Annotated in this window: 18 protein-coding genes; 16 read left to right on the top strand and 2 right to left on the bottom strand. The window is 45.8% G+C overall.

Going from position 1 to position 14787, the window contains the following annotated elements:
* Positions 1–37 precede the first annotated feature (37 nt).
* From AB1K91_RS06025 to AB1K91_RS06040, 4 genes are all read left to right on the top strand, one after another.
* A complete protein-coding gene (locus AB1K91_RS06025; RefSeq protein ID WP_413088882.1) occupies positions 38–607 on the top strand; it encodes a ReoY family proteolytic degradation factor in 570 nt (189 codons plus the stop codon).
* A gap of 143 nt (positions 608–750) precedes the next feature.
* Positions 751–1329 (top strand): lipoprotein heptaprenylglyceryl N-acetyltransferase LhaT, encoded by a 579-nt coding sequence (gene lhaT, locus AB1K91_RS06030; RefSeq protein ID WP_413088883.1) that lies wholly within the window; start codon positions 751–753, stop codon positions 1327–1329.
* A 73-nt stretch (positions 1330–1402) separates the two neighbouring features.
* Positions 1403–1723 carry a sporulation protein YpjB gene (locus AB1K91_RS06035; RefSeq protein WP_093728360.1) on the top strand — a complete coding sequence of 107 codons (321 nt, stop codon included), beginning with the start codon at positions 1403–1405 and terminating at the stop codon, positions 1721–1723.
* A 66-nt stretch (positions 1724–1789) separates the two neighbouring features.
* Positions 1790–2476, top strand: a complete 687-nt coding sequence (locus tag AB1K91_RS06040) for a zinc metallopeptidase (RefSeq protein WP_413088884.1) — start codon at positions 1790–1792, stop codon at positions 2474–2476.
* A 29-nt stretch (positions 2477–2505) separates the two neighbouring features.
* Here the strand turns inward: AB1K91_RS06040 and AB1K91_RS06045 are convergent, their stop codons facing one another.
* Positions 2506–3030, bottom strand: coding sequence for a type 1 glutamine amidotransferase domain-containing protein (locus tag AB1K91_RS06045; RefSeq protein WP_413089071.1), 525 nt, complete (start codon positions 3028–3030; stop codon positions 2506–2508).
* A 66-nt stretch (positions 3031–3096) separates the two neighbouring features.
* Positions 3097–3969, bottom strand: coding sequence for a YitT family protein (locus tag AB1K91_RS06050; protein ID WP_413088885.1), 873 nt, complete (start codon positions 3967–3969; stop codon positions 3097–3099).
* 144 nt (positions 3970–4113) lie between these two features.
* Here AB1K91_RS06050 and AB1K91_RS06055 point away from each other — a divergent pair, with 144 nt between their 5' ends.
* The 12 genes from AB1K91_RS06055 to AB1K91_RS06110 all read left to right on the top strand — a co-directional run bounded on the left by AB1K91_RS06055 (position 4114) and on the right by AB1K91_RS06110 (position 14765).
* On the top strand, positions 4114–4464 hold the full coding sequence (locus AB1K91_RS06055; protein ID WP_413088886.1) for a nucleotide pyrophosphohydrolase: 351 nt from the start codon (positions 4114–4116) through the stop codon (positions 4462–4464).
* The gene (gene dapB / locus AB1K91_RS06060) at positions 4457–5263 is read left to right on the top strand and encodes a 4-hydroxy-tetrahydrodipicolinate reductase (protein WP_413088887.1); all 807 of its coding nucleotides are present in this window, start codon (positions 4457–4459) and stop codon (positions 5261–5263) included. Before AB1K91_RS06055 ends, dapB begins: the two co-directional genes overlap by 8 nt.
* A gap of 10 nt (positions 5264–5273) precedes the next feature.
* On the top strand, positions 5274–5687 hold the full coding sequence (gene mgsA / locus AB1K91_RS06065; protein WP_413088888.1) for a methylglyoxal synthase: 414 nt from the start codon (positions 5274–5276) through the stop codon (positions 5685–5687).
* Complete coding sequence (gene bshA / locus AB1K91_RS06070; protein WP_413088889.1) at positions 5684–6811, top strand: N-acetyl-alpha-D-glucosaminyl L-malate synthase BshA; 1128 nt, start codon at positions 5684–5686, stop codon at positions 6809–6811. Before mgsA ends, bshA begins: the two co-directional genes overlap by 4 nt.
* Entirely contained in the window at positions 6808–7977 is a 1170-nt protein-coding gene (locus tag AB1K91_RS06075) for a CCA tRNA nucleotidyltransferase (RefSeq protein ID WP_413088890.1), read from the top strand. The genes bshA and AB1K91_RS06075 overlap by 4 nt, the downstream gene beginning before the upstream one ends.
* Positions 7961–8941 carry a biotin--[acetyl-CoA-carboxylase] ligase gene (locus tag AB1K91_RS06080; protein WP_413088891.1) on the top strand — a complete coding sequence of 327 codons (981 nt, stop codon included), beginning with the start codon at positions 7961–7963 and terminating at the stop codon, positions 8939–8941. Before AB1K91_RS06075 ends, AB1K91_RS06080 begins: the two co-directional genes overlap by 17 nt.
* 4 nt (positions 8942–8945) lie before the next feature.
* Complete coding sequence (gene panB, locus AB1K91_RS06085; RefSeq protein ID WP_413088892.1) at positions 8946–9776, top strand: 3-methyl-2-oxobutanoate hydroxymethyltransferase; 831 nt, start codon at positions 8946–8948, stop codon at positions 9774–9776.
* A 2-nt stretch (positions 9777–9778) separates the two neighbouring features.
* The gene (panC, locus tag AB1K91_RS06090) at positions 9779–10648 is read left to right on the top strand and encodes a pantoate--beta-alanine ligase (protein WP_413088893.1); all 870 of its coding nucleotides are present in this window, start codon (positions 9779–9781) and stop codon (positions 10646–10648) included.
* Between the two features lie 16 nt (positions 10649–10664).
* Positions 10665–11051 carry an aspartate 1-decarboxylase gene (panD, locus tag AB1K91_RS06095; RefSeq protein ID WP_413088894.1) on the top strand — a complete coding sequence of 129 codons (387 nt, stop codon included), beginning with the start codon at positions 10665–10667 and terminating at the stop codon, positions 11049–11051.
* A 77-nt stretch (positions 11052–11128) separates the two neighbouring features.
* A complete protein-coding gene (gene dinG / locus AB1K91_RS06100) occupies positions 11129–13894 on the top strand; it encodes an ATP-dependent DNA helicase DinG (RefSeq protein ID WP_413088895.1) in 2766 nt (921 codons plus the stop codon).
* 201 nt (positions 13895–14095) lie between these two features.
* Entirely contained in the window at positions 14096–14269 is a 174-nt protein-coding gene (locus AB1K91_RS06105; protein ID WP_413089072.1) for a YpmA family protein, read from the top strand.
* On the top strand, positions 14235–14765 hold the full coding sequence (locus AB1K91_RS06110) for a cell wall elongation regulator TseB-like domain-containing protein (RefSeq protein WP_413088896.1): 531 nt from the start codon (positions 14235–14237) through the stop codon (positions 14763–14765). The genes AB1K91_RS06105 and AB1K91_RS06110 overlap by 35 nt, the downstream gene beginning before the upstream one ends.
* The last annotated feature ends 22 nt before the right edge of the window (positions 14766–14787 follow it).

The raw sequence follows: 14787 nt of genomic DNA on the forward strand, positions 1-14787 counted from the left end.
GAATTGAAATCATTTCGCTTTCTGGGAGGGGGCACATATGAATATTTCCGTTACCATGCAGGATAAAAAGACGTTCATTCGCTGGTTTTTGGATAATTACCAATTGAAGCGCAGGGAAAGTGTCTGGATCTTGAATTACTTGATCAATCACGATTCGTTTCTTGATAATGTACATTTCATTCGCGAAGCAAGATTCAGTCCCAGAGGAATCATCATATCCGCCCATTGTTCCGAAGAAGTACCATTCCGTTTTTACAAAGATAATATCGTCACGACAGATGCGGAAAAATCATTCCATGATATCCGTATGAACAAGAAAGATCCTGTCTATATTCAACTCAATTTCAAGAATTCCCATCAGAGCATGGAATATGTCGCAGTGTTGGAAGACAATCCTTTCCTGCCGGAGGATCATTATGTAACAAAAGAAGACCGGCAGCTGGCAGCAAAACTTCTTGATGCATCGCATTATCAATACAAGAAGAAAAAATTGCAAGAAGCAATTGATTTGGCTCTTGATAAGAGGGATGAAGATAAATTCCGATTATTGAGCAAGGCGATGCGTCAATTGAAAGAAGAAGCGGAAGACAAAATTGAACATATTTAACAGGATGCGCTTTATTAGCGCATCTATTTTTTTATCTTTCTAGTTTAAATTTCCGATAGAAAAGAATATTCTGCTAAAATAAAGTGACGGCTCATTCATGGGCAGTTTGGAATACATAATTGAAATGAAAGGATAAGTACATCATGTATCGTCTTCTTTTCCATCGTTATAGCATCTTATCATTGTTTATCATCAATCTTTTCGGGACGATTTACGGATATATGTGGTATGGCTGGCAGCTCGAAATAACGCCGGCGATTTTTCTGCCCTTTGTACCGGATAGTCCAACGGCCAGTCTCTTTTTCACTATTTTTCTAGGCTTATTATTAATCGGAAAACAAAACGGTTATATCGAAGCGCTGGCAGTCACTTCTTTGTTCAAATATGGTATCTGGGCGGTCGTGATGAATCTTTTGACTTTGTCAGTAGCAGGAACACTTTCCTGGCAGGGGTATATGCTCATTGCTTCCCATTTAGCAATGGCTGTCCAAGGGATTCTGTATGCACCGCTTTATCGAGTGAAATTGCGTCATTTAGCTTTGGCTGCCGTCGTTGTCTTGCATAATGATATCATTGACTATGTTTTCGATATGATGCCGATATACGGCAATTTGACTGATTACAGTGATGTGATCGGATATTTCACTTTCTGGCTGAGCATCGTTTCCATCTTAGTCGGTTATATGGTCACACAGCGGAAGTCGTCAACTTATCCAAATTAATAAGGCTGATACCGACATACATGATCATTCACCAGCATAGGCTGTAGGAACTTCTAAAAAAGAGGGGATGCTTATGAAAAAGCTGCTTCTCGTCGTTGTTCTGACAGCCTCTTTTTTTGTACTTGCCAACATTGCTGAATTGATGCTGCAGCCGCAAACGGAGGCTTTATCGTCATCTTCCGACAAAATGGAACAAACGTTTGATCAACAATTCAATTCACTGCCTGCATACTTGTATAGCATTGCAGTACCTGATAAAAGCAGTTATGGAACGGGACGATTCTGGGGAATACTTGGTATTAGTGCAAGCATAGTAGGGACACTTATTTATGTCGGCTATAAGAAGTATCGAGCTGAAAATGACAAAAGTGTGAACAAGGATCCTAATAGTTGATTTTTTTTGAATTCTTGACTAAAATTGACCTTAATAAGTTCCAAATATTTTTATGGAGGAATGTATATGTCACTAGGTGCTTATATTATCTATATAGCACTGCTTCTGATTATCCCATTATGGGCTCAATCAAAGGTTAAAAGTACGTACAAGAAATATTCGAAAGTAGAAACTTCTTCTCTGATGACTGGTGCACAGGTTGCGAGAAAGATTCTCGATGATAACGGTATATATGATGTGCAGATCGAGGAAACACGTGGTATGTTATCTGATCATTATGATCCCCGTCACAAAGTGGTCCGTCTATCCACCGACAACTATCATGGTCATTCCATGGCTGCGGCAGCTGTCTCTGCCCACGAAGTCGGACACGCAATACAGGATGCAGAAGGGTACGGCTTCCTTAAATTCCGTACAGCGCTTGCACCAGCAGCTGCTTGGGGTAATAACCTTTCCTTCATGCTCATCATTGCAGGGGCGATTTTCGGAGCGCTACAACTAGTGGGTGTTGGTATCGCGTTATTCGCTATCGCGGTATTGTTCCAGGTCGTAACTTTGCCGGTCGAGTTCAACGCATCCAACCGTGCGATGGCACAGCTGGTTTCAACCGGAATCATCCGCAATGATGAAGAACGCTCCACGAAGAAAGTCCTGAATGCAGCAGCAATGACTTACGTTGCCGCAGCTCTAGTAGCTGTAGCCGAGCTCGTACGCTTCATCCTTATGTTCTTCGTTGGAAATAACGAAGAGTAAGAAAAGGCATCCCGCCGTGGGATGCCTTTTTATTGTGACTGTATGACTTTGATCAGTTCGCGAAGGTAGTCGGGCAGATCAGGCGGACGTCGGCTGCTGACGATGTGACCATCGACGACGACTGCTTCATCATGCCAGATGGCACCGGCATTTGTCATATCATCCTTGATTCCTGGCGTGCTCGTCACGTTTACACCTTTCAGGATGCCTGCAGATATCAACACCCAGCCAGCATGGCAAATTTGGCCGATCGGTTTTTTATGCGTGTGAAAGTGACGGGTGATTTCCAATACAGCATGATAGCGGCGCAATTTATCCGGCGACCAGCCGCCGGGGACAAGCAACGCATCGTACTCATTCGGAATGACTTCATCAAATGTTACATCCGATGTCGCAGGGACGCCATATTTACCTTTGTAGACTGTATTGGCTGCTTCACCCGCCAAATGCACTTGTGCACCAGCCTCGCGAAGTCTCAACACAGGATACCATAGCTCCAGATCTTCAAAATCATCACTGACAAAAGACAGTATTTTCTTCCCAGTAAGCTCCATCATCACACCTCTTTCGTTTATTCCTCTCCACTTTACCAATTCATTCGTATGAATGCATGCAAAATGCTATTCTGTATGATAAGGCTTTTTATTTTCATCCAGCGTGAAACCTTCGCCCATCACATCATGCACCTCACTGAGCGCCACAAAAGCATGCGGGTCGACCGAGGTGATGATCGCTTTCAGTCTAACGATTTCGTTGCGGGCAACCACGCAATAAAGCACATCCCTTTTTTCACCGGTGAAACTGCCTCTGCCGTCAAGGACGGTGACACCCCGGTCCATCTGTTTCAGGATCTGATTGGCGATATCGGCACTTTGTGTGGAAATGATGGTTGCTCCCCTTGCCGAGTAGGCGCCTTCCTGAATGAAGTCGATCACCCTGGCGCCGACAAATACAGCAACCAGTGTGTACATCCCCCTAATCAAATCAAGATAGGTGAGAACAGAGGTGACGATGACGACAGCATCGAACATGAACATGGTCCGTCCCATCGTCCAGCCGGCATACTTGTTAACCAGGCGGGCAATGATGTCGACTCCGCCTGTAGTGCCTCCATATCTGAAGATGATGCCAAGTCCGACACCGATGAATACCCCGGCTAATAACGAGGCAATCAGCAAATCATTCCCGAGATCAATATGGAAGTCATATGTTTGGAATAAGCGGAGGAACAAGGAAACAGCAACTGTCCCGATGATCGTATAGGCGAAAGTTGTCCGACCTAAGAATTTCCATCCGATCAAAAATAGCGGAATGTTCAGCACCAGATTCGTAATTGCCGGGTCCCAGTCAAATTCGAATAGTAAAATGAGCGTTATTCCGGTGAATCCGCCTTCCCCCAGTTTATTTGCAATATTGAAATGTACAATACCGAATGAAAAGATGGCAGCGCCTAACAGGATGAACAGAATGTTCTTCAAACGCAGTCTTAACATAACCCACCTCCTAAGATGACAATTCCTTCTATATTATAGACAACAAAACCCATCTCTACAAATATGCCCAATAGGTAAAAACATTTGTCAAACGCCTTATTTTTAGGCTAACATGGTAATGATATAGCGAAAGGAAGATCGCACATGAACACTGCATATACAACCAAGGAGATACAAGCACGTGTCGAGGCTTATATTTCCCAGTTCAAAGAAGGATATTTCTCGCCGCTCAGCATGCTTGCCCGCATGACCGAAGAAGTCGGGGAGCTGGCCAGGGAAGTGAACCATACATATGGCGAAAAGCCGAAGAAAGCGAGTGAAGCGGCCAATACAGTTACAGATGAGCTTGGAGATATCATCTTTGTACTGACTTGCTTTGCCAATTCCCTTGATATCGATCTGTCAGAAGCATTCGAGAAATCGATGACGAAGTTTGAAACCAGGGATAAAGACAGATGGACGAAGAAGACACAGGAGGATTTACAGAATGACTAAAGATACTATCAGAATCATTGTGGCAGGACCAAGAGGACGGATGGGATCGGAAGCATTGCAGCTTATCGAGAAAACAGCACATTTTGAGCTTGTAGGGGCTATCGATCGAAAAAATGGAGGAAAGCGCATTGCCGATATCGATGGATTGACGGTAAGCGATGCCGTCATCTACGAGGACGCAGCAGCATGTTTGAGTGCGGTTGAAGCAGATGTGCTCATTGACTTGACTGTACCGGAAACAGGCTACAAACATATGAAGCTTGCAATCGAACATGGCGTCCGCCCGGTGGTTGGTACTTCCGGGTTCACCAAAGAACAAGTGCAAGAGCTGGAGCAGTTAAGTGAAGAGAAGGGTATCGGAGCGATCATCGCACCGAACTTTGCAATCGGCGCAGTACTCATGATGCAATTTGCCAAGCAAGCAGCGAAATACTTCCCGACAGTGGAAATCATCGAAAAGCATCATGATCAGAAACTTGACGCACCGAGCGGTACAGCAGTAAAAACGGCACAGCTTATCCAGGAAGTGCGAAAACCGGCGAAACAAGGGCATCCGGATGAAACAGAGACGATGCCTGGAGCCCGGGGGGCGGATGTAGATGGTATGCGGATTCACAGTGTACGTCTTCCAGGCCTTGTGGCCCATCAAGAAGTCATTTTCGGTGCACCGGGAGAGCAATTCACTCTTAAACATGATAGTTTCAACCGGGCATCGTTTATGTCGGGTGTGGAGCTTGCAGTAGAACGCGTCATGAAGATGGACATCCTTGCATACGGTTTAGAAAATATACTGGAATGAGGCGATAGACATGCATATTGCTTTGATTGCCCACGATAAAAAGAAACCTGAAATGGTCCGTTTTACGGTTGCATATAAGGAAATGCTGAAAAAACATACCCTGTATGCTACAGGCACAACCGGCACACGCATCAAGGAAGCAACTGGGTTACCGGTGGAATTGTTCCAGTCTGGCCCGCTTGGGGGAGATCAGCAGATCGGCGCCCGCATCGCAACGAATCAAATGGACCTGATCATCTTTTTCCGGGATCCGCTGACTGCGCAGCCGCATGAACCTGATGTAAGTGCGCTTATGCGACTGTGTGATGTGCATCGCATACCGCTTGCCACCAATCTGGCAGCTGCCGAAATATTCATTCGCGGATTGGACCGGGGCGATTTCGATTGGCGCCAGATCATTCGTGACCGTGAGCCGGAGCTATGAAAAAATTGAAAATCGGAATCACATGTTATCCGACGCTCGGCGGTTCCGGTGTCATCGCGACAGAGCTCGGCAAGAAGTTGGCCAAAAAGGGACATGACATACATTTCATTACATCCAGTGTCCCTTTCCGGCTGGATATGCTGCTTCCAAATGTGTTTTTCCATGAGGTGGAGATGAGTCATTACCCTGTATTTCAATACCCACCGTACGATCTTGTATTGGCTAATAAGATGGCAGAGGTAATCGATGAAGAAAAATTGGATATTTTGCATGTCCATTATGCTGTTCCCCACGCAATTTGTGCAATTCTGGCCAAAGCCATCGCCAAGCACGATGTCAAAATCGTGACGACATTGCACGGGACAGATATCACTGTACTCGGAATTGATAATGGCTTGCGTAAGATGATCATCCATGCGATCGAGGAAAGTGATGTCGTCACTGCCGTGTCACAGAGCCTTGTGGATCAGACTAGGGAAATGCTCGATGTAGTCAGTCCGATTGATGTCGTTTACAATTTTGTGGATGAAGAAGTGTACCGTCCGGCTGATGTGCGTGATGTGAGACAGCAGTTCGGTATCGCAGAAGATGAGAAAGTACTCGTACATATAAGCAATTTCCGTAAAGTGAAGCGTGTACAGGATGTTGTACAGGTTTTTTCTTATGTACAAGAAAAACTGCCGGCTAAACTGCTGCTGATCGGAGACGGTCCCGAGTACTCGGATATTTTGAGGGATGTGCAGCAGCGCGGGTTGGAAGATAAGGTCCTGTTCCTGGGTAAGCGCAATAATGTGGCCGCTCTTTTAAACATGGCAGACATCATGCTGCTTCCTTCTGAAAAAGAAAGCTTCGGTTTGGTTCTTTTAGAGGCGATGGCTTGCGGAGTACCTTGTATCGGAACGGATGTCGGCGGTATTCCTGAAGTGATAGAAAACGGAAAAAATGGCTTTGTGGCACAACTGGGTGATGTGAAACAAATGGCAGACTATGCAATGGATCTGTTGACAGATGAGAAGCTTTGGCAACAGTTTTCCGAAGCAGCGATCCAGCATGCAGCCCAAGCTTTCCATTCCGAACAAATTGTTGCACGATACGAAGCAATCTATGAAGGGATTTTGCCATGAAAATATTTGATAAAGCATTCCGGGTCATGCAGCAGCTTGAATCCCATGGTTATGAAGCATACCTGGTCGGAGGCGCTGTAAGGGATCATCTCATCGGTAAGCAGGTCGGGGATTTGGATATTGCAACATCAGCCAAACCGAATCAGGTAATGCAAGTCTTCGATAAAGTCATTCCGATTGGCATTGAACATGGAACCGTACTCGTGCGTTTTGAGGAGGAAAGTTTCGAGATCACCACTTTCCGGACAGAGGGGACATATTCCGATTACCGGCATCCCGACAGTGTGAACTTCGTTACGGATGTCACAGCTGATCTTGCACGTCGTGATTATACGGTCAATGCAATCGCAATGAACAGGAACGGAGAATTGGTCGATCCTTTCGGTGGCAGGGATGCAATAGAGAAACAAGAGCTGGTCACTGTCGGCAACGCCTTTGACCGTTTCCAGGAAGATCCTTTACGGATGATGCGTGGTGTCCGATTTGTCTCCCAGCTGGGGTACAATCTGGATGACGACGCCCGTAAAGTAATAAAAGAGCAGCGTTTATGGCTGACACGCATAGCAATCGAACGTGTGGCGATTGAAATGGAAAAATTATGCGGCGGTGACTATGTAAAAACGGCTGTACATCTCCTTGAAGAAACTGGATTATGGGAAGCAATGCCGATTTTCTGTGATCAATCCGAACTGATGGGCGAAATGGCGTCAAGGATCAAGCCTCTTGGAAGTTTCGCAGAGTGGATTGCCCTTTGTTCTTTATTGAGCGACATATCAGTCATGGAATGGGTTAAAGAATGGAAGCTCTCCAAGAGCATCAAACAAGATGCTCAAAGCCTGGTGCAGATGAGTCACTGCGATATCGATGCATGGTCTGTTTACCAGCTGCCGGTTCATCTTGATCAAGGCTATTGTCGTTTAATGGAGATTTGCAAGGAAAGAGATGTGCAGGATGAACTTATTTCCATCAGGAGAAAGCTGCCTATCTCCAACGGTTCGGAATTGGCTATATCCGGCGGGGATTTGATCAACTTATTTCCTGACAGGAAAAAAGGCAGCTGGATCCGTGATCTTTTGCTTGCTTCTGAAAAAGCGGTGGTGGAGAACCGGATCGAAAATGAAAAAAACAAGCTGAAGGAGTGGATCATCCATGGACACGACGCGTAATCGTCTCATAAGAATCCTTCAGGAACATAGTACCTCGTATATTTCCGGTCAGTCTTTATCGGAACAGCTAGGCATTTCAAGGGCAGCCGTCTGGAAGCATATGAAAGCGTTGGAAGCAGATGGATATGAAATAGATGCTGTCCCGCGCAAGGGCTACCAAGTAAGACGATCACCAGATAAGCTAAGTAAAAATACGCTGAACTGGCTGCTTGATACCAAATGGATCGGTCGCAAGATCATTTTTGAGGAGGAGCTTGACTCGACGCAAGTACTGGCCAAATCATTGGCCAATCAAGGAGCAGTCCATGGCACGGTTGTAATTGCTGACCAGCAGGTAAGCGGCAAGGGAACGAAAGGGCGCAACTGGCATTCCCCTGCGGGTACAGGCATATGGATGAGTTTGATCATTCGGCCGGAATTTGGACCGCGCGAGGCTGCACAGCTAACGCTGGCTGCAGCAGTTTCCATTGCGCGAACCTTCCATAAGCAAGGGATAATGGCTGCTATCAAATGGCCGAATGATATCTATCTGGGTGATAAGAAACTTGCTGGAATCCTGACAGAAATGCAGGCTGAGCAGGATTTTATCCAGCATATCGTACTTGGTATCGGCATCAATATCAATCAGACAGAGACGGAAATAGGACCTGATATCCGACATAAGGCAACTTCATTACGTATCGAGACTGGCAGGGAATGGAACAGGCAGGAGCTAATTCATCTGATTTGGAAAGAGTTTGAAGAAGTCTATTCGTTGTACACAAATAAAGGTTTTCAAGTCATCCGGGATGAGTGGATGCAGTATGCTCTGCGCCTTGGACACCGCGTAATAGCAACAACGCCTACAACAGTTTTTGGTGCAGTCTTCAAAGGGATCGGTGAAGACGGCGAGCTTTTATTGGAAAATGACGATGGCAGTATACAGCGGCTGTTTTCTGCTGAATTGGAATGGAAAGAGGAGTAACGCGATGAAAACAAGACTCGATTTTCAAAAAATGAAAGAAAACAACGAGAAGATTACCATGGTCACAGCCTATGATTATCCGACAGCCAAATTGGCACAGCAAGCTGGTATCGACATGCTTTTAGTCGGAGATTCACTTGGAATGGTCGTCCTCGGCTATGACAGCACCATCCCTGTCACGGTCGAGGATATGATACACCATGGGAAAGCTGTCACAAGAGGTGGAAATGATACGTTTGTCGTCGTGGATATGCCGTTTATGACTTATCATGTGTCGGTAGAGGCAACCGTACCGCAAGCAAAGCGCATCTTCCAGGAAACAGGTGCTCAGGCCCTCAAGCTCGAAGGAGCTGATCAAGTCATCCTGGACAGCATAAAAGCATTGGCAACGGGCGGCATTCCCGTTGTCGGGCATCTTGGTTTGACACCTCAGTCTGTTCATATGCTGGGCGGTTATAAAGTACAGGGAAAAAACGAGCAGACAGCCAAACAGCTGCTTGAGGATGCACGAAAAGTAGAGGCAACCGGAGCAATCGCTGTCGTTTTGGAATGTGTTCCCAAACAATTGGCAGCACGCATTGCGAAAGAGCTATCCATCCCGGTCATCGGGATCGGTGCAGGGGCAGAAGTGGATGGGCAGGTGCTTGTCTTCCATGATTTAAGCAGGTATGGTGTCGACCGATTGCCGAAATTTGCCGTAAGCTATGCGGACTTGAACGAAACCGTCACGAATGTGTTCGCCACTTATCGTGAGAATGTAAAACATGGTATTTTCCCGAATGACGAACAGAGTTTTACAATGGACGAATCAGCATTACCGAAAGTAGGTAAATGACGATGAAGATCATTACGACATTAGAAGCGTTACAGCAGGAGAGAAAACAGCTTGCAAAAGAGCATAAATCCGTCGGTTATGTAGCGACGATGGGTTTTTTGCATGAAGGTCATCAGGCCTTGATGAAACGCTCCAAGGCAGAGAATGATATAACCGTATTGAGCATTTTCGTCAATCCGCTGCAATTCGGCGAAGGTGAGGATTTTGAAACATACCCGCGTGATGCCGAGCGTGATCAGCTCATCGCTGAACAGGAAGGCGTCGATATCGTTTTCATGCCCGAAGCAGCAGCTATGTATCCAGGCGAAAGCACAATCAAGCTGCAGGTTACCGACCGCGTCGATGTTCTGTGCGGTAAATCGAGACCTGGTCACTTCGATGGAGTTGTCACCGTTTTATCGAAACTTTTCCACTTGATCCAGCCGGACCATGCTTATTTCGGACTGAAGGATGCACAGCAAGTCGCAGTTGTCCAAGCATTGGTCCATGATCTTAACTTTCCGCTTGAAGTTGTGCCAGTGCCAACAGTCCGTGAAGCAGACGGATTAGCGAAAAGCAGCCGGAATGTTTACTTATCAGAGCACGAAAGACAAGCCGCACCAGCAATTTATCAAGCGTTGCAGCAAGCTAAGCAATGCATTCAAGGCGGGGAAAAAGATGCTTTGAGAATTGTGTCTGCTGTAAAAGAATTTATAAACAGCGAAACAAATGGTAGAATAGACTACGTTGAAATTTTGTCTTATCCTGCATTGCAGCCGGTAGGGAAAATAGAAGCACGCATCATCATCGCTGCGGCTGTCTATTTCGATAAGGCGAGGTTGATCGACAATCTTGTATTGGAAGCAGACGGCTCTATCATGGACCGTTTTTGATATAGGGGGAAATAAGATGTTTCGCACAATGATGAAAGCGAAGATACATCGCGCCCGGGTCACGGAAGCGAATTTGAATTACGTCGGCAGTATTACGATTGATACGGATATTCTGGAGCAGGTAGGTATACTGCCTCATGAAAAAGTCCAGATTGTGAACAATAATAATGGAGCTCGTCTTGAAACATATGTCATTCCGGGAGAACGGCATAGCGGTGTTATCTGTCTAAATGGCGCTGCTGCACGTCTCGTGCAGAAAGATGATATAGTGATCATCGTTTCATATGCCATGCTCTCTGATGGGGAATTGGCTGATTTCAAGCCGAAAATCGCCCTGATGAACGAAGATAATACCGTTCAGGAGATCATCGAGGAAGAACCGCCGCTCACTGTCATGATGTAACGGCGGAAAGAAATGGACGATAAGACTCTTATCATAGATAAGGGTCTTTCTTTTCTAAGCAGTATGGAGGGTGGAGTATGGATAAATTTGTAGTGGTGGATCTAGAAACAACAGGACATGCGCCGTCGAATGGCGATAAAATCATAGAGGTCGGGATTGTCGTCATCCAAGGACGTGTGATCACGGATCAATTTCAGACGATGCTGGATCCCGGTATGCCGATTCCACCTTTCATTTCCCAGCTTACCGGTATTGCCGATGAAGATGTAGCTGGAGCTCCACAATTCGAGGAAGTAGCAGGAGAAATATCAGCTTTTTTCAAAGACAGCTATGTGGTTGCCCATAATGCGAACTTTGATTTGCGATTTTTGAATAGTGCCCTGGAATTGGCTGGATTGGCACCGATCAAGCGGCCAGTACTAGATACGGTCGAGCTTGCTCGTATTTTACTGCCAACCGCACCTAGCTATAAATTGAGTGTTCTGAGCGAATATTTATCTTTTGAGCATGATCAGCCTCACCGAGCGTTGTCTGATACGCTTGTAACAGCAGAGCTTTTGCTGTCCCTGCTGGATGAATTGGCTAAGCTGCCATATGAGACAATATCACATCTGCTTTCGCTTGAAAAAGCATTGAAGAGCGATTTACGAGGCCTGCTTGAGAATCGGCTGGAAGAGCTTGCTTTTGAGGGAGCAGAAAATGATGTGCTGGAGGTTTACCGCGGACTGGCAATTCGGAAAGTGCCTGAGAATGAAGAGACAGCTTCTTCTGTCACACAGTCTTTTGGTGAGATAGCGGATCAGTTGTATCGACAAGATGGCTGGCTTTCTGAGGGGATGAAGGTATATGAACCGAGAAAAAGTCAGGTTGAAATGAGTGAGCAAATTTTTGATGTCTTTCAATCAGATAAACACGCGCTGTTGGAAGCGGAAACCGGAACTGGTAAATCACTCGCCTATCTTTTGCCAGCTGTTTATACAGCAGTCAAAAGCAATAGCAGAATCGTCATCAGCACACATTTGACACAGCTGCAAGCACAGCTGATGGACAAGGAAATCCCCCTTTTGCAGCGACTGTTGCCATTTACCTTCAAGACTGCACTGCTGAAGGGAAAGCAGCATTATTTGAGCCTCAGCCGATTTGAATCCGAGCTGCAGCAAACAGCAAATGACAATTATGATATTACGCTTACCAAGGCAATCTTGCTTGTCTGGCTGACAATGACTGAAACTGGGGATATTGATGAGGTGAACTTGCCTTCGAGCGGGAAGCGATTCTTCCTGCATATGTCTGCAGATGCAGAAGATACACAAGATCCATTTTCACCTTGGTTTTCCCGCTCCTTCTATCAGCGGGCCAAAAAAGCAGCATGGCAGGCGGACGTGATTGTGACAAATCACGCTTTACTTTGCAGTGATATGCAGGAAGAATATCAGCTTTTGCCGTCGTATCAGCGGGTCATCATCGATGAAGCGCATCATTTCGAAGCAACGGCTGCGAAGCATTTCGGCTTGGCATTGGATTATGTGTCGATTCACCATATGCTGTCCCATGCGAATACAGTTTTTGAGAAAGCGACAGCTGAGCTTCCCAATACACAGGCAGAGATGCTGATTTGGTCAAGCTTGTGGGATCAGACTAAAGTGGAAGCCGATGATATGTTCCGCTATATTCACGATTTTGTTTTATCGCAGCATAAAAAGAAGCTGGGCACTAACGATATAGGCAGGCTTCAGCTGCGACTGGATGAAGTAAGGGAAACGAAGCAGGTGCTTGTCATTGCGGAAATGAGCAGCAGGCTGCTTTTCGGTGTAAGGGATTGTATCCATCATCTCCTGCAGCTGGTGAAAACAGCTGATAAGCAAGGCGAGAAAAAAATCGCTGATTCCTTGCGTAATGCAGTCGAGCAGTTGCAGGGGATCATCGATAACATTGAACGCATGTTCCTCATTTACGATGACGAAGAGGTCAAGTGGATCGAAGTCGATATGTATGGGGCACGTAATGCTGTCTATTTGTACAGTGAACCACTGGATATTGCGGATTTATTGCTTGAGCATTTTTTTGCCGAAAAGAAAAGTGTCGTACTGACGAGTGCGACCTTGACGATGAAGCAATCCTTCGATTTCATTCAAAAACAGCTGGGATTGGATGATCAGACAATCACGAGGCGTTTTGATTCTCCTTATTCCTATCAAGATCAAGTGCAGCTGCTTGTCCCGAATGATTTCCCAGATGTCAGGGGGAAAGATAATTATCCTTTCATCTATGCTGTGTGCGAAGCCATTCTCAGCCTTGCATCGATAACCGATGGCCGTATGCTGGTGTTATTCACTTCATACGATATGCTGAAAAAAGCTTACGGACTACTAAAGGAGCTAACAGAAGATCAAGACTATACCTTGATTGCTCAAGGTATTACGAGCGGCAGCCGCGACCGGTTGAAAAAGAACTTCCAGAGTAATAAAAAAGCCATCCTTTTCGGTACAAGTTCTTTTTGGGAAGGCGTGGATATTCCGGGGGAGGATTTAAGCTGCCTGGTCATTGTCCGCTTGCCATTCCAGCCGCCTGATCATCCAATTTATGAAGCAAAAGCTGCTAAATTGAAAGCGGAAGGGAAAAATGCCTTTATGGAGCTTGCATTGCCAAATGCGGTAATCCGCTTCAAGCAAGGGTTCGGCAGGCTGATTCGTTCCTCGAGCGACAGAGGCATTGTATTCGTCTGTGATGACAGAATGATGAAAGCAAGATATGGCAGTTATTTCACAGCTTCCATACCAGCCGTTCCTACGCATTATAAAAGTACAGGCGAACTTTTGGAACTGGCAGCGGAGTGGTTATAAAAAAAGTGCGCCGCTATGGACGCACAACTGCTGGGGAAAAGGAAGAATTTTGTTGAAAAAACTTTGAACTCGTCTTAGAATTACACCATGACTACTGGTATAATAAGAATTGGATTGCTTCTCAACATACATTAGTTTGCTGCAGAAAGCCATCTCTATGAGTAACAAATCATGTAAATGGATTGCTCGGAGGTTACAATGATGGAAAATAATAAGATGGAAACATTGTCCACCGTACGTGTACAATACAGCAGCGACCTGTACAAGCTGGTCGATTCACTGAATCGTACACTAAAGGAAAAGGACTTAATGTTCGGATTAGCATTGGAAGAGGACGATCATGATACGGCGATATTCACGATTTACCGTACCTAAATGGGCAAAGATCACTCTGTTCAGCGCTTTAGCTGTTCTGATCATTGTCCTCGGCTGTGGTATATACGTGTACAGCACGGCTCAAAATGCCCGAACAGACGGCTTCGAAGCTTCAGAGGAGTTTGTGCTTGAGAACACGGATTTAGATTCCGCAGATGAAGTGACACGCTTCAATGGCGAGCATGTATATCATGTCGTAAAGGGCAAGCAGGCTGACGGGACAGAGGCTATCGCTTATGTAAAAAAAGGCGAGAAGGATCCGGAGCAAATCATCTATACCACTGATACAGCTGATGAACAGCAAGCCGAGAGCAGCTGGCAATCAGCATGCGGTGCGGACTGTGAAATGGACGATGCCAGGCTGGGATTATACGATGGTTCTCCCGCCTGGGAAGTGATCTATCGTGATGGGCAGGATCGCCTTGGCTACAGCTATTACACTTTGGATGGTACGGAGCAGCTGGAAAGCTTTGCTCTATCAAACCAATATCAATAACACAACTACATATGTAGGACAG

The sequence above is a fragment of the Terribacillus jepli genome (assembly GCF_047228925.1).
GTDB lineage: Bacteria > Bacillota > Bacilli > Bacillales > Amphibacillaceae > Terribacillus.

Bases quoted from the DNA above. Each gene is read 5' to 3' on its own strand.
- AB1K91_RS06025 (WP_413088882.1), top strand. From the start codon at position 38: ATGAATATTTCCGTTACCATGCAGGATAAAAAGACGTTCATTCGCTGG.
- lhaT (WP_413088883.1), top strand. From the start codon at position 751: ATGTATCGTCTTCTTTTCCATCGTTATAGCATCTTATCATTGTTTATC.
- AB1K91_RS06035 (WP_093728360.1), top strand. From the start codon at position 1,403: ATGAAAAAGCTGCTTCTCGTCGTTGTTCTGACAGCCTCTTTTTTTGTA.
- AB1K91_RS06040 (WP_413088884.1), top strand. From the start codon at position 1,790: ATGTCACTAGGTGCTTATATTATCTATATAGCACTGCTTCTGATTATC.
- AB1K91_RS06045 (WP_413089071.1), bottom strand. From the start codon at position 3,030: ATGGAGCTTACTGGGAAGAAAATACTGTCTTTTGTCAGTGATGATTTT.
- AB1K91_RS06050 (WP_413088885.1), bottom strand. From the start codon at position 3,969: ATGTTAAGACTGCGTTTGAAGAACATTCTGTTCATCCTGTTAGGCGCT.
- AB1K91_RS06055 (WP_413088886.1), top strand. From the start codon at position 4,114: ATGAACACTGCATATACAACCAAGGAGATACAAGCACGTGTCGAGGCT.
- dapB (WP_413088887.1), top strand. From the start codon at position 4,457: ATGACTAAAGATACTATCAGAATCATTGTGGCAGGACCAAGAGGACGG.
- mgsA (WP_413088888.1), top strand. From the start codon at position 5,274: ATGCATATTGCTTTGATTGCCCACGATAAAAAGAAACCTGAAATGGTC.
- bshA (WP_413088889.1), top strand. From the start codon at position 5,684: ATGAAAAAATTGAAAATCGGAATCACATGTTATCCGACGCTCGGCGGT.
- AB1K91_RS06075 (WP_413088890.1), top strand. From the start codon at position 6,808: ATGAAAATATTTGATAAAGCATTCCGGGTCATGCAGCAGCTTGAATCC.
- AB1K91_RS06080 (WP_413088891.1), top strand. From the start codon at position 7,961: ATGGACACGACGCGTAATCGTCTCATAAGAATCCTTCAGGAACATAGT.
- panB (WP_413088892.1), top strand. From the start codon at position 8,946: ATGAAAACAAGACTCGATTTTCAAAAAATGAAAGAAAACAACGAGAAG.
- panC (WP_413088893.1), top strand. From the start codon at position 9,779: ATGAAGATCATTACGACATTAGAAGCGTTACAGCAGGAGAGAAAACAG.
- panD (WP_413088894.1), top strand. From the start codon at position 10,665: ATGTTTCGCACAATGATGAAAGCGAAGATACATCGCGCCCGGGTCACG.
- dinG (WP_413088895.1), top strand. From the start codon at position 11,129: ATGGATAAATTTGTAGTGGTGGATCTAGAAACAACAGGACATGCGCCG.
- AB1K91_RS06105 (WP_413089072.1), top strand. From the start codon at position 14,096: ATGGAAAATAATAAGATGGAAACATTGTCCACCGTACGTGTACAATAC.
- AB1K91_RS06110 (WP_413088896.1), top strand. From the start codon at position 14,235: ATGATACGGCGATATTCACGATTTACCGTACCTAAATGGGCAAAGATC.